At 59.1% G+C, this 17,678-nt stretch carries 16 protein-coding genes; 8 read left to right on the forward strand and 8 right to left on the reverse strand.

From position 1 onward, the window contains the following. Window positions 1-3: 3 nt before the first annotated feature. Window positions 4-711 (reverse strand): DUF1045 domain-containing protein, encoded by a 708-nt coding sequence (locus N7578_RS19730; protein ID WP_311111921.1) that lies wholly within the window; start codon window positions 709-711, stop codon window positions 4-6. A 98-nt stretch (window positions 712-809) separates the two neighbouring features. Next, window positions 810-2,021 carry an FAD-binding oxidoreductase gene (locus tag N7578_RS19735; protein WP_311111922.1) on the reverse strand — a complete coding sequence of 404 codons (1,212 nt, stop codon included), beginning with the start codon at window positions 2,019-2,021 and terminating at the stop codon, window positions 810-812. On the opposite strand from N7578_RS19735, the gene mnmD reads away from it, so the two are divergent. Continuing rightward, window positions 2,020-2,745: a tRNA (5-methylaminomethyl-2-thiouridine)(34)-methyltransferase MnmD gene (mnmD, locus tag N7578_RS19740; RefSeq protein WP_311111923.1), complete on the forward strand. Its 726-nt coding sequence runs from the start codon at window positions 2,020-2,022 to the stop codon at window positions 2,743-2,745. The genes N7578_RS19735 and mnmD overlap by 2 nt on opposite strands. Before the next feature lie 27 nt (window positions 2,746-2,772). On the opposite strand, the gene N7578_RS19745 is transcribed toward mnmD, so the two are convergent. After that, window positions 2,773-6,465 carry a response regulator gene (locus N7578_RS19745; protein ID WP_311111924.1) on the reverse strand — a complete coding sequence of 1,231 codons (3,693 nt, stop codon included), beginning with the start codon at window positions 6,463-6,465 and terminating at the stop codon, window positions 2,773-2,775. A 501-nt stretch (window positions 6,466-6,966) separates the two neighbouring features. Here N7578_RS19745 and N7578_RS19750 point away from each other — a divergent pair. After that, window positions 6,967-8,448, forward strand: a complete 1,482-nt coding sequence (locus N7578_RS19750) for a DEAD/DEAH box helicase (protein ID WP_311111925.1) — start codon at window positions 6,967-6,969, stop codon at window positions 8,446-8,448. A 66-nt stretch (window positions 8,449-8,514) separates the two neighbouring features. Here the strand turns inward: N7578_RS19750 and N7578_RS19755 are convergent, their stop codons facing one another. From N7578_RS19755 to N7578_RS19765, 3 genes are all read right to left on the reverse strand, one after another. Further along, window positions 8,515-9,423, reverse strand: coding sequence for an EamA family transporter (locus N7578_RS19755; protein ID WP_311111926.1), 909 nt, complete (start codon window positions 9,421-9,423; stop codon window positions 8,515-8,517). A 157-nt stretch (window positions 9,424-9,580) separates the two neighbouring features. Continuing rightward, window positions 9,581-9,967, reverse strand: coding sequence for a DoxX family protein (locus tag N7578_RS19760; RefSeq protein ID WP_311111927.1), 387 nt, complete (start codon window positions 9,965-9,967; stop codon window positions 9,581-9,583). Between the two features lie 249 nt (window positions 9,968-10,216). Then, the gene (locus N7578_RS19765; protein WP_311111928.1) at window positions 10,217-10,693 is read right to left on the reverse strand and encodes an Lrp/AsnC family transcriptional regulator; all 477 of its coding nucleotides are present in this window, start codon (window positions 10,691-10,693) and stop codon (window positions 10,217-10,219) included. 128 nt (window positions 10,694-10,821) lie between these two features. On the opposite strand from N7578_RS19765, the gene N7578_RS19770 reads away from it, so the two are divergent. Beyond that, window positions 10,822-11,241: a DUF2000 domain-containing protein gene (locus N7578_RS19770; protein ID WP_311111929.1), complete on the forward strand. Its 420-nt coding sequence runs from the start codon at window positions 10,822-10,824 to the stop codon at window positions 11,239-11,241. Between the two features lie 12 nt (window positions 11,242-11,253). Here the strand turns inward: N7578_RS19770 and N7578_RS19775 are convergent, their stop codons facing one another. Together N7578_RS19775 and N7578_RS19780 are read right to left on the reverse strand one after the other, a co-directional pair. Continuing rightward, a complete protein-coding gene (locus N7578_RS19775; RefSeq protein ID WP_311111930.1) occupies window positions 11,254-11,871 on the reverse strand; it encodes a L,D-transpeptidase in 618 nt (205 codons plus the stop codon). 80 nt (window positions 11,872-11,951) lie between these two features. Then, complete coding sequence (locus tag N7578_RS19780) at window positions 11,952-12,848, reverse strand: DMT family transporter (RefSeq protein WP_311111931.1); 897 nt, start codon at window positions 12,846-12,848, stop codon at window positions 11,952-11,954. Between the two features lie 376 nt (window positions 12,849-13,224). Between N7578_RS19780 and N7578_RS19785 the strand changes: the two genes are divergently transcribed. The 5 genes from N7578_RS19785 to N7578_RS19805 all read left to right on the forward strand — a co-directional run bounded on the left by N7578_RS19785 (window position 13,225) and on the right by N7578_RS19805 (window position 17,660). Then, entirely contained in the window at window positions 13,225-14,634 is a 1,410-nt protein-coding gene (locus tag N7578_RS19785; RefSeq protein ID WP_311111932.1) for a circularly permuted type 2 ATP-grasp protein, read from the forward strand. 3 nt (window positions 14,635-14,637) lie between these two features. After that, window positions 14,638-15,579 carry an alpha-E domain-containing protein gene (locus N7578_RS19790; RefSeq protein ID WP_311111933.1) on the forward strand — a complete coding sequence of 314 codons (942 nt, stop codon included), beginning with the start codon at window positions 14,638-14,640 and terminating at the stop codon, window positions 15,577-15,579. Between the two features lie 20 nt (window positions 15,580-15,599). Next, window positions 15,600-16,415 (forward strand): transglutaminase family protein, encoded by an 816-nt coding sequence (locus tag N7578_RS19795; protein ID WP_311111934.1) that lies wholly within the window; start codon window positions 15,600-15,602, stop codon window positions 16,413-16,415. A gap of 13 nt (window positions 16,416-16,428) precedes the next feature. Continuing rightward, the gene (locus N7578_RS19800; protein ID WP_311111935.1) at window positions 16,429-17,025 is read left to right on the forward strand and encodes a class I SAM-dependent methyltransferase; all 597 of its coding nucleotides are present in this window, start codon (window positions 16,429-16,431) and stop codon (window positions 17,023-17,025) included. Window positions 17,026-17,240: 215 nt separating this feature from the next. Beyond that, the gene (locus N7578_RS19805; RefSeq protein WP_311111936.1) at window positions 17,241-17,660 is read left to right on the forward strand and encodes a VOC family protein; all 420 of its coding nucleotides are present in this window, start codon (window positions 17,241-17,243) and stop codon (window positions 17,658-17,660) included. Window positions 17,661-17,678: the final 18 nt, after the last annotated feature.

Below are 17,678 nucleotides of genomic sequence, written 5' to 3' on the forward strand. Positions count from 1 at the left end.
CCGTCAGGCGATCTTGCGGGCGGAGACACGGCCCATCGGATGCAGGGAGTGAACGCGGAAAGGTGCGCCTGGCTCATCCTCAATAAAGAGGGCGAGATTGGCGAAAGGCATGGGACGCGATAGCAGCGGCTCGAACACGGTTCTGACGGCACGCTCGATTCTGGAGTAGTTCACCGGCTCGACACTACCTGTCAACGTCATCTGGAACCGGAACTCGTCCATGACGTGCGGGCTGCCCCAGCGATGCAGATTGGTCAGCTGCGACGCGGAAAGCCGTTCGGGATTGGCGCGCTCGATCTCCGCGTCACCGATGGGAGCACGATAGTGGTCGAACTCCTGCACGACACTGGCAGCGAGAAAATGCAGGAGGTCGCACGGCCGCTCCGGCACGAGGCTGAAAACATTGTCCAGTTTCGCGACAACCAGCTGCGGCAACACGAACGGCTCCTGTTTGCCGGAAAACCGCATCAGATCGCGAAGCAGCGCCGCTTCCGAATATCCCTCGGCGAGGCGGAAGGGAGCCTTGATCGTGCCGTGAAACCCGTAACGGCGCGGCAGCGCCGTATGGTAGGAAATATCCGGCATGGCGAGATCGATCATGCCGGGCGGCTCGACCGCCTGACCGGAATAGACGTCGCGCCCAAGCCAGGCGGCTGCGGCCTGCGTCAGCGGGTCATTGGGAGATGGCGTAAAATGAATGGCGTATCGCATTCGCTTGTCACCTTGCCGCACCTGCGGCTGAACGGGCCTTGTGTCAGGCCAGCAAATAGGTGATTTGCGTAACAGATTGACGACGCGAAACGCGTACATCAGGACTTTCTGAAATTCTCTTCCGCGATGCGAATGTGCTCGGCGGGCCTGAAACTGTCGGGTAACGTTGCGGTTTGCCCGCAGACCGCGGCCAAAGCTGCGTCGGCAAGATGGTGGGCTAGGCCGAAACTGACCTTGAAGCCACCCGTGAGCGCGACAAGCCCCGGCCGCCCCGGAATGGAACCAACCATCGGGTCCCGCCCGATGGCCTTCGGCCTCAACCCGGCCCAACGCTCGATCACGACCGCGCCCGCAAGCGACGGAACGATTGATTTGGCTTTTGAAACAAGCAGATCGAGCTTCTCGTCGGTTGCATAGGGGTCTTCGAAATCGTCCTCGCTCGTGCTCCCGACGGCGACGGTTCCGTATTCATGCGGCACGACATACAGCCCGTTCAGAAAAACAACTGGCATCGCGGGATCGCATTTCGCATCGAGAAGCGCAGCCTGGCCCTTCACCGGCTGCCCGAGAGACATCCCGTCCGCCAGGCCAGCCGCATCACGCATCATTGAAAAGGCGTGATGCCCGTTCGCAATGATCGCGTGATCGAAACGCACGTCATCTCCGGATGACAGAAGCGCCCGCCCCTGCTCGGGATCGAGCGATATGACGCCGCAGTGCTCCACCGCCTGAACATGCCGCGCAGTACGGATGAATGCCGCAAGAACACCCGTCAGCGCTCGGGGCGACACCCTGCCAGCCAGCGTATCGAGAACGAAGCCCGCCTCACCTGCGGCATGATCCACCCAAGCGTCACCGCAGGCCGGAGCGTCAGCAACATGCCAGTGGAATCGACGGTCGGGAGTTTTCCAGTTTTGCCCGGCATCCTTCTGGTGCCGCTCGGCAATCGCCCGCAGATGCTGCTTGGGCAAGGGAATGATGCGGCCGCACCGCCTGTATCCGGCTGAAAGGCCCGTCGCGCTCTCCACTTGGGCAATCTCGCTCTCAAGGTCGATGAGTGCATCGAACTGGAACTGTTTTTTGTCCGACCAGCGATCCGGCATATGCGGCATCAACGCGCCGAGCAGTCCACCGCTGGCGCCACTGCCGAGTGTTGCCGCATCGACCAGCAATGTTTCGATCCCCAGCCGCTCCGCCTTGACCGCGGCCCAGAGCCCCATGATCCCGCCGCCAATAATCAGTAACGGCACCGAAACCGGCAATCTTGATGATTGACGGTGATCGCAAGCAGGACTATCGGCTTCTTTCATGACACATTCCGAGGACAATCCGATTTCCGGCAATGGCCAGACAGCGCTCGACTGGCGCGACGGGGATATGCCCTATTCACTGGCCTTTGGCGACCATTTTTATTGTCAGACGGACGGCAGGCTTGAATGCGGCCACGTTTTCCTGTCGGGAAATGGACTGCCTGAACGCTGGTCCGGCAACGGTGAAACATTCCGCATCGGTGAACTTGGTTTCGGCACCGGCCTTAACCTCTGCGAAACTTGGCGCCAGTGGAAACTTGCACGCAGCGGCGGTCGCAGCCTTCATTTCATGTCCTTCGAACTCTATCCCATGAAGGCGGAAGACCTGGATCGCGCGCTGGCGCGCTGGCCGGAAGTGGATGCCGAACGTCAAGCGCTCGTGGCACGTTGGCCGGAAGAACCGCAGGGCATCGTCGATATCGAGCTGGACGACACGACGCGGCTCACGGTCGTCTGTGGTCATGCGCTGGAAAGTATCGCATCCCGAAGCGAAATTTTCGATGCATGGTATCTCGATGGCTTCGCACCGTCACGCAATCCCGACATGTGGTCGCTGGACATCATGCAGACGCTGTTCGACAGGACGCGTTCGCAAGGGACATTCGCAACCTATGCCGCGGCCGGTTTCGTACGGCGCAATCTTCAGGCGGCCGGTTTTGATGTGGAACGCCGCAAAGGGTTTGCCGGAAAACGTGAGATGCTCTGCGGCGTTCGCCGCACGTGAGTATTTTCAACGGTACAGAAAAACGACTTACTGGGAGGAACCCTTCGGTTTTTCCTGGCGCGGCGCATCACGCCCCAACCACTGCGCGACCTTGCTTTCCAGTATTTCCGGGCTGATGGGCTTGGAGAGATAATCATCCATGCCGGCGGCAAAGCATAGCTCCCGATCTGCGTCGAGAGCATGCGCGGTCACGCCGATGATGGGCACATGGCGGTCATCGCCCGCGTCCTGCTCGGCGGCCCGGATCGCCTGCGTCGCCTGATGACCGTTCATCACCGGCATGGAAACGTCCATCAGAATGACGGCGGGGTTGAACTCCTGCCACGCCTGCACGGCCTTTTTACCGTTATTGACAATGCGGAACCGTAAGCCCGTCTGTTGAAGTATCTGCGTGAAGACGATCTGGTTGACGTCGTTGTCCTCGGCAACCAGCACATCCAGCAGGCAGGGTCGCTCCCGTTCGGTAACCGTCGGTGCTGCAACATCGCGGCGGCCACTTTTCCGTCCCACCTCTTCGCGAACGGAAGGCGCGATGCTTTCTTCCGGAGCAACGAAAGCGTAACCCCGTTTCTGGCCGCGTTTCAGCCTGACATCGCGAACGACATCGAACAGCGTCGAGCGCAACAGCCGCGCCCGTGCCGGTTTCATCAGATGCGCCTGCACATTGAGGTCGGTGAACAGCGTTTCATCTCCAACGACATCCATGGATGTCAGGAAAATGATGGCGATATCTTCGAAACGCGAGTCGGACCGTATCCGTTCGACCACATCCAGCCCGTTCATGACCGGCATGTGGTAATCGAGAATGATAGCGTCTATATCGAAATCGATGGCCACGGCCTCTTCGAGAACGGCAAGCCCTGCCGGTCCGCTTTCCGCAGCGTAACCATCCACACCCCAGGCGTTCAGCTGTTCCGTCAAGATGCGGCGGTTGACCTCATTGTCATCGATGACGAGGACACGGACGTCATCGATGATGACCGCCTGCAACGAGGTGTCAGCGCTACGACCCGTCACCTGGAACGGAATGTTGACGGTGAAGGTCGATCCTTTTCCGACAACGCTGTCGACATGGATCGAGCCATCGAAAAGTCCCACGAGGCCTACGGTGATAGCCAGCCCCAGACCCGTGCCCTCGTGCCTGCGGGTCGCGGAACTGTCCACTTGGCTGAACTTGTCGAAAATCGTTTCCAGCTTGTCGCCCGGAATGCCGATGCCGCTGTCTTCGACACGCAATGTCAGAATGGTTTCTGAGGCTTCCGCGGATTGCGCCGACAGCTCCACCAGAACATGCCCGGTTTCTGTGAACTTGACCGCATTGCCGACGAGATTGGTGACGATCTGCCGAAACCGCCCCGCATCGCCGATAACCCTGCCACGCACGGATGGATCGATACGAACGACGAGCTCTATGTCCTTGTCGAGCGCAGCAGAGGACAACAGCGAAACCACATCCTCCAGCGCTTCCACCGCATCGAATGGCACATTGCGCAGTTTCATCTGTCCGGCCTCGATCTTGGAGAAATCGAGGATGTCGTTGATGATCGTCAGCAAGGCATTTCCGGATTTGACGATGATGTCGGTGAACGTCTTCTGACGGGTATCCAGGTTGGATTTGGCCAGCAGTTCCGCCATGCCAAGCACACCGTTCATCGGCGTGCGGATTTCATGGCTCATATTGGCGAGGAATTCGGATTTGGCTCGGTCGGCAGCTTCAGCGCGTGACAGAAGACGTTGTAATTCCGCCTCGCGCAACTTCATTTCAGTCACATCGGTGACGATGGCCAGCCAATAGTTACCGGAGCTTATGGTTGCCTCGAGATTGAGCCAGATTTCACCCCTGACATGAACGGTCCACGAGAACGGCCTGTTCTCCTGAACGTTGAGGCGCCATGTCTGGAGCGTTTTCTCGGCCTCGTCGCAGGTCCCGAAATCGCCCCTTTGAGCGCAATAGTTAAAGGCCTCCCCCCAGCCGCGACCCGGCTCCAGCAGTTCGGGCGGCACATCGAACATGCGTGCCATCGCCTCGTTCGAGAAGATGATCGTGCCCTGTTCAATCAGGACAAGACCCTGCGCCATGGCCCGCGTCGCGCCTTGCATATATTCGCCGACACGTTCGAGATCGGCATTCGCCTTGCGAATTTCCGCGTCGCGCCGCCGCACCTCCGTCACGTCGGCATAGGTGCTCAGAACCTTGCCGCCGCTCAGCAGCGTCTTCGAGATGGTCGTGACCCTGCCGTTCGCGCTCCTTACCTCACGAGGCCCGAAAGTCGTCACATCGGCAAGGCGGGCGACGCGCTCTTCGTAAAGCTCCTCGAAGGACATATCACCGTAATCATAAAGCCCGCTTTTGAAATTGCGCTCCATGAAATACCGGTAGCTCTTGCCAACGATATCGCCAAGACCACCAACCTCGCTCCACATGTCGTAGAAACAGGGGTTGGCATATTCGATGATACGGTCGGCGTTGATGAGCAGCACGCCCACCGGCAAGGCATGAAGAATAGCCTCGAGCTGACGATGCAGTTCCTCGGCGTGGTTCTGCGCGGCGATCAGATCGTTTTCGCGTGTCTTGAGCACGCTGACGTCGGTAATCGAACCAACGAGATAGTGCTCGTCATCCGGTGTCGAAACACGACCGATGCGCGTGATGACAGGCAAGGCGCCACCATCCGCCAGCGGAATGTTTTCAGCCTTTTCTACCGCGTCGCCCGTTGCAAGAACCTCCTCGTTTTCGAGATGGAACTGCTCACCGGCACCAGCAAACATCTGACTTGCGGTCTTGCCGATGTGTTGCGAAAGATCGCCGCCCACGATCTTTTCATAGGCCGCATTGGCAAATGTCAGCCGTCGCTTATCGTCGCGCAGGAAAACTGCCACAGGCAGCTGCTGAAGCGCTTCTCGCAAAAGCCAGGTTTCCCGGATGTGCTTGCTCAGCAGCACTTCATGGGACTTGAACTCGGTGACGTCGATCCGCAGGCCGATCAACATGCCGTTTTCAAGCCGCCTGTTCACCACGCGCACCCAGCGCCCGTCACAGAGCTGTTCCACCGTCTCCGAATGGGGCAACGAGAATTCGTGCAGCCTCTTGTCCAGCCAGGCACGCATGTCCGGCTCGGCGCTCGCAGGCCCATAACCGGTCCGAAGGCAGGCCCGGTAGCAGGCTTCGAGCGTCGTCTCCAGCGCAAGCCCTGAGGTCAGCTCGACATCGAGTGCGCTGTAGAATTCCGCGAACCGGGCATTGCGATAAACCAGACGGTTGTCCCGATCGTAAATGACGATGCCCGCGTCGATGAGATCGATCACGCCACTGTCGAGCAGCAGGTCGGACGCGATACTCCTGCCGAATGTTGCGTCCGGCACGAAGGCCGGCATGGCCTCGAAAACCTCGAACAGGAAAAAGCTTCCGTCATCGCCGGTAAAACGTTCGCAGCGCGCGGCATAACGCCCGGAAGCGCCGGCGCCGTGGCAGGAAACCACCTCTTCCGTGGCGAAGACCAGCGACCGCCGTTCCTTTTCTTCGCGGGCTTCGTCTTGCGCATTGCCCGATTGGGAAAAGCTCGTATGACCACGAAGTTGTTCTGCCGAACGCTTCATGAAACGGCTATAGGCGGTGTTCACCACGACATAGCGTAGCTCGCTGTCCTTGATGCATGCGGGCAAATCCAGCGCCTGAATGGCCCTGCACGCTTTTTCCAGCAACCCGCCGCCCTCGGTCATCCGATATTCCACGCCACCAGGATCCATCCCGTCGAATCAAATAGTTCCTAACAATTTCAAGGGAACGTTAGGGGAGAAACAAACGCATTGCTATGCATCAGAGCATGTCGCAACCCATTGTTAACCACATTTGTCTTTTTGTTGCCCAAATTGGCACAAACAGCCACGTGATTCCGTCTCTACACCACGGCGACATATCAGCCATGCGGGGCTAGACGGCTCGTTTTCAAAACTATTGCTTGACTTTTCGGTGCGAAACGCACACATGCCCGGTTGAGCTTTCACCTTCGGCAGCCGCGTGAGCTGCAGCGGACCAAGACATAATCAACGCATGAAGGAAAAGCGCAACCGATACAGAAGACGGCATTTGCCGCACTGATGCGCAGAAAGTTATTCCAACCCACAAGTTCCCAATTCACGCGGGGTTCTTGACGCCGAAACCACCGGACAGCAGCAACTGTTCCGGTCGATTTTGTTTTGGCGCCCCGAAAGGCGATACTATTGACCAGTTTTAGCGAACTCGGCCTCTCCGAAAAGATTGTGGCAAGCGTTACCCAGCTTGGTTACACAACCCCCACCCCCATTCAGGCGAAGGCCATTCCGCTGCTTCTCGAAGGCCGCGACCTGATCGGCCTCGCACAGACCGGCACCGGCAAGACGGCCGCTTTCGGCCTACCCATCATCGAAATGCTGCTGAAGCATGCCGATCGGCCGGCAAACCGCACCGCCCGCACGCTGATCCTTGCGCCGACGCGTGAGCTGGTCAACCAGATCGGTGAAAACCTGCGCGCTTTCGTGAAGAAGACCCCGCTGCGCATCAACCAGGTTGTTGGCGGCGCATCGATCAACAAGCAGCAGCTCCAGCTCGAAAAGGGTACTGATATCCTCGTGGCGACCCCCGGCCGCCTGCTGGACCTTATCGCCCGCAACGCGATCTCGCTGTCCAAGGTGACCTATCTCGTTCTCGACGAAGCCGACCAGATGCTTGATCTCGGTTTCATCCACGACCTGCGCAAGATCTCCAAGATGGTTCCGGCCAAGCGCCAGACCCTGCTGTTCTCGGCCACGATGCCGAAGGCAATTGCCGACCTCGCCCACAGCTACCTGACCGATCCGCTCAAGGTGGAAGTGACGCCGCCAGGCAAGGCAGCCGACAAGGTTGAGCAGTACGTACATTTCGTTGCCGGCAAGAACGACAAGACCGAACTTCTGAAGAAGTCGCTTTCCGAAAACCCGGATGGCCGCGCAATTGTCTTCCTGCGTACCAAGCACGGCGCGGAAAAGCTCTACAAGCATCTCGAACACATCGGCTTCAAGGTTGCTTCCATCCATGGCAACAAGAGCCAAGGCCAGCGCGAGCGCGCATTGAAGGGCTTCAAGGACGGCGATCTCAAGGTTCTGGTTGCGACCGATGTCGCCGCCCGCGGCATCGATATCCCGGCTGTGACCCACGTCTTCAATTACGATCTGCCGGAAGTGCCGGATGCCTACGTCCACCGCATCGGCCGTACAGCCCGTGCCGGTCGTGACGGCATCGCCATTGCGTTCTGCGCACCGGACGAGACACGTCTGCTTCACGACATCGAAAAGCTGATGAAGATCGAAATCCCGGTCGCATCGGGCGAGCGCCCTGCCGGACTGGCAAGCCCCTCGCGCGGCAACAACAACAACCGCGGCGGCCGCAACAATAGCGGTGGCCAGCAGCGCGGCCCCCGCGAAGGTGGACGTCACAATGGCGAGTCCCGTCCGTCGCGTCACCACGCATCGCACGAGCGCGACGCCGACAACGATCTCGAAGTCACATCGGACTTCAAGCGTGTAAAGCAGGCGGAAGGCGAAGCCGTAGGACGTCCAGGCGGCCCCCGCAAGCATCGCCGCCCTGCCCGCAAGCCCGGAACGAACCGTCACGCTCCTGCGGGTGGTGACGCACCGCAGAAGCGCGCTTCCGGCAACGGTAACGGCAATCGCGGCCGTAACCGCTAAACGGCGCACCGATATGTCTTGACTGAAACCCCGCAAGCCACCGCTTGCGGGGTTTTTCATTGCCTCTTATCCGCTTAGCGCAGCAGGGCTTGTGCGCGCTGGTAGGGTCATGGCAAGAACCCCGGCAATCACGCAGACAAGTCCGGCCCACATGGCGGTCGTGGGAACCTCTCCCAGAAACAGCATCCCGATTCCCACCCCGATCGGAACGCGAAGATACGCCTGCGACGTGGTGCCGACTGAACCGAGCGTCTGCATCAGCCGGAAATAGATCATGAAGGCCAGAGCCGTCGAAAAGACGCTGAGGCACAGCAACGCCGTTATCGACGCGGTGGACGGCGACAGCGTCCACGGACGATCGACGATGGCACTGACCGGCAAGAGAATGACAGCTCCGCAGATCAATGATCCGGCCGCAGGCATGACAGGATCGAGCCCCCTGAAATTTTTACCAAAAATGGCTGCACAGGCATAGGAAAAGGCCGCGGCCAGAATGGCAATCTGGCTCCACAGCATCTGTCCCGCGCCGTTCAGCGCCTGCATGCCGATGATGAGGCACACACCGGTCATGCCTGCAATGGTACCGAACAGCTTGCGTCCGCTGACCTGCTCATGCCGAACGACAATGGCGGTGAGAAGGAAAGTGAAGATCGGCGTCGTCGCATTGAGGATGACCGCAAGCCCCGCATCGATACTTTGTTCCGCCCAGGCGATCAGCGTGAATGGCAATACGCTGTTGATGCAAGCCTGGACGAGAAAAAGCCGCCATGTAAACACGTCTTTCGGCAGACGCAGGCCACGCAGCCGGATGACCGCCATCAGCAGCAGACCCGCGATCAGCGTGCGAAATGCGATCAAGGTCAGTGGCGGAATCGTTTCCACGCCGATCTTGATGAAGGTGTAGGAAGAGGCCCACAATGCCGACAGCAGTGCCAGCAGCAGAAGTTCGCGCGCGATAGTGTTCGATGTGGTCACGGATCAGTTTCCCAGGAAGTTGGCTGAGCCAGCCTTAACGCGAAAACGGGCACCAATGCTTCGGTCAACGCCGAAGTGTGCGTAAAAAACACGAAACCCCGCACGGCACTTACCCTGCGAGGTTTCAAGCCAATATGGAAAGGCCGAGGCGTGCAGATCAGCGGCGTTCGTCAACCGAAAGCGCGCCAGCACCAGCGAAGACGAGGTAAAGGAAGATGAAGCAGAAGAGGATGGCGCCATCCCCGCCGTTCAGGGCCGGGAAGAAGCTTTTCGGGGCGTGCGCCATGAAATAGGCGACAGCCATCTGGCCCGACAGGATGAATGCGACGGGACGCGTGAAGAAACCAACCAGCACCAGAAGACCACCAACCAGTTCCAAAAGCGCGGCAGCCAGAAGCATCGGGGGAAGAGAGCCTTCCATCTGCGATGCGGGGAAGCCGAACAGCTTCTGTGTACCGTGCTCGATGAAGAGCAGCGCGGTCATGATGCGCAGGGCTGCAAGCGCGTACGGCTGGTAACGGGACAGTTTGTCGAAAGTGGCCATTGATGTGCTCCGGTTGGTTGCTGTCGCGCTCGGTACAGCGCCTCGCCTCGGTTATGGATACACGTATCGAACACCGAAAATCACGTTTTCGATATCATTGTATTCCCTTATATAGGCAGATGGTAGATTTTCTACATGAGGTTGTTTTTAATGTGAAAAATCGACATGAAACGCATCTTCGGGCAACCGGAGGTCTGATCCGGAGCCGAGGCAGGAAAATCGGGCGCATGTCCGCCCTGAAGCCTTGTTTCAAACGAAATCGAGCGGCAATCCCTCGAAAGCCTTTATTTCTTTCAGCACGAACGTCGTCTGCATCTCCTTGATTCCCGGCAGGCGGCGCACCACGGACATGGCGAAGTCAGCGTAGGTGTCGAGATCCGGCGAAACGACCTGCAACAGGAAATCCGCGTCTCCGGCAATGCTGTAGCAGGCCACGACTTCCTTCAGATCAGCAACCTGCCGCGAGAACAGCTCTGCCTCTTCCTCGCTGTGGCTGTCGATCTTGACCCGGATGAAGGCAAGAACCCCAAGCCCGACCTGCCGCCGGTCGATCCGCGCCGAGTAGCCCTGTATAACGCCCGTTTCCTCCAGTTGCCGCACCCGCCGCCAGCAGGGGGAAGCCGAAAGTCCCACCTCGTCGGCCAAAGCCTGATTGGTCAGCCGGCCCTCATCCTGCAAGGACGACAGGATTCGCACATCCACCGGCTCCAGTTTCAAATTCGGCATAACTCACCTCATATCAATGCAATGGAGGCAGAACTTACCGAATTTCAGCGCAGGGGAACAGCAAAAGACAGGACCTTTCGACAGGACGCGATTATCTTCCCCCGCACATCACAACGGAAAGACAGTCCATGACAGACGAGCTACATATCGCCATCATCATCAACCCGGATATGCCCGCCGGATGGATCGCCAACACCGTCGGCGCCATCGGCATCGGGCTTGGTGCCAGCACGCCGCAACTCGCCGCCGACCGGCTGACGGACAGTCACGGCCGCGCGATCGAGATCAGCGCCAACCGACCTGTTCCTGTCCTTCAGGCAGATACGCCGGCGATACGACAACTTCTGCTCAAGGCTCTGGAAACGAAACCCGCGGCATCGGCCATCGTGCCCTTTCCGGCTTTCGCGCGCAAACTGCACGCCTATGCCGACTACCGGCAGACATTTCCCGAACGGGATCTGTCGGCGGAGGAGATCGACGGCCTCGGCCTCACCGGCCCGACGAAATGGGTCAGGTCATTGACCGGATCGCTGAAACTATTGCGGTAGAATCCCGCTGCGTCAGGCTTGCATCACCACGACGCGCGCGCCGACCGGAACACGCGAGTAAAGGTCGATGATGTCATGGTTCAGCATGCGGATGCAGCCGCTGGACATGGCGTGTCCGATGGATTGCGGCTGGTTGGTGCCGTGCAGGCGGAACATCGTATCGTTGCCACCGCGATAGAGATAAAGGGCACGTGCGCCGAGCGGATTGTTCGGCCCACCGGGCATGCCGCTCGCGAATTTCAGGTTGCGCGGATCACGCCGCATCATGTTCGCCGTCGGCGTCCAGGATGGCCATTCCGCCTTGCGACCGACATAGGCATCGCCCTTCAGTGCCAGCCCCTGACGCCCGACGCCGACGCCGTAACGCATCGCACGGCCGCCGCCCATCACGTAATAGAGACGCCGGGCCGGTGTATCGACGACAACCGTGCCAGCCGGATGCGATGTATCAAACGCCACCTCCTGACGGCGCAGTTCCGGCTTGACCTTGTCCAGATGCATGGCAGGAAGCGGGAATTTCTCCTCAGGCTTCGCTGCATAATTCAGCCTCTGCTGCGAAACACCCGAGCTTGCGCAGCCCGCCAGCAGAAGCGGCAATCCAAACAGAACACCACGACGCGAAATAGACATGTAACCCCCGCGAAGAATCTCTCGATTAACGAGGGGTATAATTTTATGGTTAACAAAGTTCTAATCTTCGGCAGCAAACGTTAATTCGCCGCAACCGAAGAAACCGCCCTGCGGTTGGAGAGATAGACTCCCGCCACAGCGAGTATCGTTCCCGCCATCATGGCCGTCGTCAACGTCTCACCGAAAAGCAGTGCAGCTTCGATGGCAGCCAGCGGCGGAACGAGATAGATCAGCGAGGCGGCCCGCGAAACCTGCCCCCGGCGGATGAGGTAAAGCAGAAGCGCGACCGCGCCGATGGAAATCGCCCCGACCGACCATGCGAGCGTCGCCAACAGCCCGAAGCTCCAGTCGACATGTCCGTCTTCCAGCATCAGGGCGAACGGCACGCTCACAAGTAATGCTCCAGCATATTGCAGCGTCGCCACGGCCATGATGTTCCCGCCGTGCACATATTTCTTCTGGTAGAGCGTGCCGTAGGTAACCGAAATCATGCCCAGCACATTCACCACCACGGCATAAAGCGGAACCGGCACCCCGGACGCACCGACATCCATCACTTTCGGCAGAACGGCAATGGCAATGCCCGCAAAGCCGATCAGCAGGCCCACCCGCTGGACATTCGACAATCGCTCGCCGATGACAAAGGGGGCGGCAACGGCCGTCATCAAAGGCTGCAACCCGGCAATGATGCCGCCAATAGCCGCAGGAACACCTTGCCCTATCGCCCACCAGATCATGCCGAGATAGATGCCGTGCAGAAACACGCCGGAGAGTATGGCGCGACCGATCTCTTTCCATTCGCGAGGCCAGCTTACGCCGATGATCCGGCAGATCAGCCAGAGCAGTACGCCCGCCACCGCGTAACGAAGGCAGAGAAACGTCAGCGGCCCGGTATAGTAGACGGCATATTTGGCCGTTACCCAGCCGGTGGACCACAGAAAGACGAAAATGGCCGGAGCCAGACGGTCAAGCGACATGAACATGCTCCGAACGAAGCGCCCGTGCAGCGCTCCGCACGCCCGTAACGCCACCGGCAGCAAAGGTCAAAAGCCTTTTCGTGATCGCATCTTTCAGTTTTTCTGAACCAACCCCCAGAAAGCATCAGCCGAAAGAAAACGCGTAAATTTTATGCAACCGCTCAAGTGCAGCACAGCTTTATCGACCTATCCTCTCCCGCTTCGCCACGCAACCATTTTCGAGATGCCGCATTTATAGGCTAAACCTCAAAAACTGCTTCTTTTTTATAAGGATAGCGCGGTCAAAACACCGGCGAAAATCTTCAACCGGAGGCCCGCATAGTTCTTGCATTGCTTCAGACGTTGTATTCATATGGCAAAAAAGGGGACATCGAAGTTGGCATTTGACGAAATGATGAATGCGGACAACACTCCGCGAAGCCCATACGAAAACTACAACGAATGGTATAGCCGTCAGGACAGCGCGCATCTGATCCAGAAGTCCAAGGACGCGGAAAACATCTTTCGGAAAACCGGCATTACTTTCGCCGTTTACGGTCACGCTGACAGTTCGGAAAAACTTATACCGTTCGACATCATTCCGCGCATTATCTCCGGGCGCGAATGGCGCAAGCTCGCACAGGGCATAGAACAGCGTGTGCTGGCCCTTAATGCCTTCCTCGACGACATCTATCACAAGCAGGAAATCATTCGCGCCGGGCGCATTCCGCGTGAACTCATCGAGAGAAACGAGGCTTTCCTGCCGGAAATGATCGGCTTCACGCCGCCGGGCGGCGTCTACACCCACATCGTCGGCACGGATATCGTGCGCACCGGGGAAGACCAGTTCTACGTTCTCGAAGACAATGCCCGCACGCCGTCCGGCGTCAGCTATATGCTGGAAAACCGTGAAACGATGATGCAGATGTTCCCGGAACTCTTCCACGAGAACCGTGTGCAGCGCGTCGAGGATTATCCGTTCCTGCTGAGGCAGTCGCTCGCCTCGCTGGCGCCTCCCGGCTGCGAAGGCAAGCCGCGTGTCGCGGTTCTCACCCCTGGCATCTACAATTCCGCCTATTACGAACATTCCTTCCTCGCGGACATGATGGGCGTGGAACTGGTGGAAGGCTCCGACCTGCGCGTCATGGACGGCAAGGTCAAGATGCGCACCACCCGCGGCTATGAAGCGATCGACGTGCTGTATCGCCGCGTCGATGACGACTTCCTCGATCCGCTGACATTCCGTCCGGATTCCGCGCTCGGCGTACCGGGCATCATGGATGTCTACCGTGCCGGCAACATCACCATTGCCAATGCGCCCGGCACCGGCATTTCCGACGACAAGGCGATCTATTCCTACATGCCGGAAATCGTCGAGTTTTATACCGGTCGCAAGCCGCTTCTGGAAAACGTGCCGACATGGCGCTGTTCCGAGCCGGACAGCCTGAAATACGTTCTCGACAATCTGGCCGATCTCGTGGTCAAGGAAGTGCATGGCTCCGGCGGTTACGGCATGCTGGTCGGCCCGACGGCATCCAAACGGGAGCGCGCGCTTTTCGCCGACAAGCTGAAGGCACGCCCTGCAAATTACATCGCACAGCCCACGCTATCTCTTTCGACCGTGCCGATCATGGTGAAAAACGGCATCGCGCCGCGCCATGTCGATCTTCGCCCCTACGTCCTCGTGTCGGACAAGGTGAAGATCATTCCCGGTGGACTGACCCGCGTCGCCCTCAAGAAGGGTTCGCTCGTGGTCAATTCCAGCCAGGGCGGCGGCACCAAGGATACGTGGGTACTGGAGGACTAAGCCATGCTGGGTAGAACGGCAAACGGGCTCTACTGGATGTTCCGGTACATCGAGCGTGCGGAAAACATCGCCAGGCTGATCGACGCGGGCCTGCGTGTTTCGCTGACACGCAGCGGCACCGGTGATGAAGACTGGGACGGCGTATTGCAGAGTGCAGGCGTGCGAGAGGCATTTCTCGAAACCAACGACAAGGTGACGTCAGCGGACGCGATCGATTACCTGCTGCGGGAACGTTCGAACCCGTCCAGCGTCATGTCGTGCATCGAGTCTGGCCGCAACAATGCCCGCATGGTGCGCACGGCGCTGACGCGCGAGACATGGGAAGCGACCAACGAATTCTGGATCGAGCTGAAGACCCTCCTCGGACGCCGGGTGAAGGCTGCCGAACTGCCGCAGATCATCGATGTCATCAAGCATCGTGCCGGTCTGGTACGCGGCGCGTTCCACGGTTCGATGCTGCGCAACGATCTCTACAATTTCTCGCGCATCGGCACCTTCATCGAACGTGCCGACAACACCGCCCGCATTCTCGACGTGAAGTATTACGTGCTGCTGCCGGGCATGTCGCATGTCGGCTCGTCGCTCGACAACGTGCAGTGGGAATCGATCCTGCGCTCCGCCTCCGCCCACCGCTCCTACGGCTGGGTGTACGACGCGGAATACAAGCCCGCCAACATTGCCGACTTCCTGATCCTCAACGCCCGCATGCCGCGCTCGCTCGCCTATTGCTACGACAAGATCACCAGCAACCTCAATTACATCGCCGAGGATTACGGCGAGCGGCATCAGGCGCATGAAACGGCCGAGAGCATCCGCGACAGCTTGCACAAGACCACGATCAATCGCGTCATGGATGAGGGCCTGCACGAATTTCTGGAGAGATTCGTCATCCGCAACGGGCAACTGGGACAGGAAATCACGGAAGGCTACCGCTTCTATCAGTAAGCGCGTGGACGGGGACAGATATGCGCCTGAAAATCACTCATACGACCGAATATGTCTATGACGAGCCGATGCCTTATGCGTTGCAAAGGCTGCGCCTGACGCCACAGACCGGACCTTGCCAGACGGTTGAGGACTGGTCTGTCGCAGTCGATGGCGCAACCGTCGAAGTGACCTATGACGACCATTTCGGCAACCGGGTCGCGCTGGTGGAAACGGAAGGTCCGCAGCAGCATGTGAAGGTTGTTGCCAGCGGCATCGTCGAAACCGAGGACAAGGCTGGCGTCTACGGCTACCACATCGGCAATGCGCCTTTATGGCTATTCATGCGAGAAACACCGCGCACCAAACCGGGCAAGCAGATCCGCGAACTGGTCAAGATCAGCACCGGCGAGAGCGATCTGGCACGCCTTCACGATCTGATGGAAAAGATCCACCAGAAGGTGGACTATGTGCCGGGCGCGACGGACATCGAAACCACCGCCGAACAGGCGCTCGAGGTGGGCAAAGGTGTTTGCCAGGACCACTCGCACATCCTCATTTCCGCTGCACGGCTGATGGGCCTGCCAGCGCGTTACGTCTCCGGTTATCTGATGATGGAAGAGGTGGCGGAACAGGCCGCGACACATGCGTGGGCGGAGGTGCACCTGGAGGGGCTTGGCTGGGTCGGCTTCGACGCAGCCAACAACATGTGCCCCGATGACCGCTACGTGCGCATCGCGTCGGGCCTGTGCTACCGCGACTGCGCGCCCGTCTCCGGCATGCGCATCGGTCAGGCGGGAGAAACCCTTAGCGTCTCCGTAACGGTTCAGCAGTCGCAGAGCCAGTCGCAAAGCTGACGGTGGCAGAGCGATGACCGGCAAGGACGATGCGACAATCGGTTTTTACCGCCAGAACGCCGATGCCTACACGTCGACCATGCTGGACGCGAACCATCGCGATCTAGAGCCGTTTCTGCAAAGGCTGGCGCCAGGTGCGACAATCCTCGAACTGGGTTGCGGCAGCGGAAAAGACAGTGCCTTCATGCTGGCCAGAGGCTTCGACGTGCATCCGACCGACGGCACGCCGGAAATAACCGAGGCAGCGCAGGCCCGGCTGGGTGTTCCCGTCAGGCAATTGCTGTTTGATGACCGCGACGAACACGAACGATATGACGGCATCTGGGCGAACGCCTGCCTGCTGCACGTCCCCCGCCCATCGCTTTCCGGCATTGTCGGCCGCGTTCACCGTGCCCTGAAACCGGCCGGCGTTTTCCATGCAAGTTTCAAGGCCGGCAATGCGGAAGGGCGCGACCGGCTGGGCCGCTATTTCAATTACCCGTCCAGCGAATGGCTGACGGATGTTTACGCGTCATATTCGTGGACCGGTCTGGTCATCAATACACGACAAGGCAGCGGTTACGACAATGAACCGACCGAATGGCTCCACATCACGGCCATCAAGGCATAGTCAGCCCACTCTCAGGGCAACACGCCACCTGGCTTGTGTGCATGCACTTCCGCTCCTCCCGGTATCACCGGCACATGGCCGGAACAGATCCTCTCGCGCACGTTGGAGGACGCTCGCACCTACAGCAACCAGAACTTCAAGGCCTCGGCCGACAAAATCATGGACGCCGTGACACAACCCGGTGAAACTGTTGCATGAGAACAGGGAGAGCGACAATGAAGCCACCCGGCGGCATCATGGAAACGGCAATCTATGTGGACGACCTCGATGCGGCAGAGGCGTTTTATCGTGAGGTCTTCGGACTGGAGATCGTCACAAAACTGCCGGGACAGTTCGTGTTTTTCCGCTGCGGACAGCAGATGCTGCTGATCTTCGATCCGGAAAAGTCACGCCAACCCAATGGCGAGAACCCAATTCCCCGCCATGGGGCGGCGGGTCAGGGGCATTTCTGCTTTTACGCGGAGAACAGGGCGGAGGTAGATGCATGGCGCGAGCGTTTCGTGTTACTCGACATTCCCGTGGAACACTATCACCGCTGGCCAAATGACAGCTGGTCCGTCTACATCCGCGACCCGGCCGGAAATTCGGTGGAAGTCGGCGAAGGCAGGCTCTGGGGCTTCGATCAGCACCCCTGATACAAAAAGCCCCGTCCT

This window comes from Agrobacterium tumefaciens, from assembly GCF_031801495.1.
Lineage (GTDB): Bacteria > Pseudomonadota > Alphaproteobacteria > Rhizobiales > Rhizobiaceae > Agrobacterium > Agrobacterium tumefaciens_K.

Coding starts and splice junctions, on each gene's coding strand:
- N7578_RS19730 (WP_311111921.1), bottom strand. CDS start 711: ATGCGATACGCCATTCATTTTACGCCATCTCCCAATGACCCGCTGACG.
- mnmD (WP_311111923.1), top strand. CDS start 2,020: ATGACACATTCCGAGGACAATCCGATTTCCGGCAATGGCCAGACAGCG.
- N7578_RS19735 (WP_311111922.1), bottom strand. CDS start 2,021: ATGAAAGAAGCCGATAGTCCTGCTTGCGATCACCGTCAATCATCAAGA.
- N7578_RS19745 (WP_311111924.1), bottom strand. CDS start 6,465: ATGACCGAGGGCGGCGGGTTGCTGGAAAAAGCGTGCAGGGCCATTCAG.
- N7578_RS19760 (WP_311111927.1), bottom strand. CDS start 9,967: ATGGCCACTTTCGACAAACTGTCCCGTTACCAGCCGTACGCGCTTGCA.
- N7578_RS19765 (WP_311111928.1), bottom strand. CDS start 10,693: ATGCCGAATTTGAAACTGGAGCCGGTGGATGTGCGAATCCTGTCGTCC.
- N7578_RS19770 (WP_311111929.1), top strand. CDS start 10,822: ATGACAGACGAGCTACATATCGCCATCATCATCAACCCGGATATGCCC.
- N7578_RS19775 (WP_311111930.1), bottom strand. CDS start 11,871: ATGTCTATTTCGCGTCGTGGTGTTCTGTTTGGATTGCCGCTTCTGCTG.
- N7578_RS19780 (WP_311111931.1), bottom strand. CDS start 12,848: ATGTCGCTTGACCGTCTGGCTCCGGCCATTTTCGTCTTTCTGTGGTCC.
- N7578_RS19790 (WP_311111933.1), top strand. CDS start 14,638: ATGCTGGGTAGAACGGCAAACGGGCTCTACTGGATGTTCCGGTACATC.
- N7578_RS19795 (WP_311111934.1), top strand. CDS start 15,600: ATGCGCCTGAAAATCACTCATACGACCGAATATGTCTATGACGAGCCG.
- N7578_RS19800 (WP_311111935.1), top strand. CDS start 16,429: ATGACCGGCAAGGACGATGCGACAATCGGTTTTTACCGCCAGAACGCC.
- N7578_RS19805 (WP_311111936.1), top strand. CDS start 17,241: ATGAAGCCACCCGGCGGCATCATGGAAACGGCAATCTATGTGGACGAC.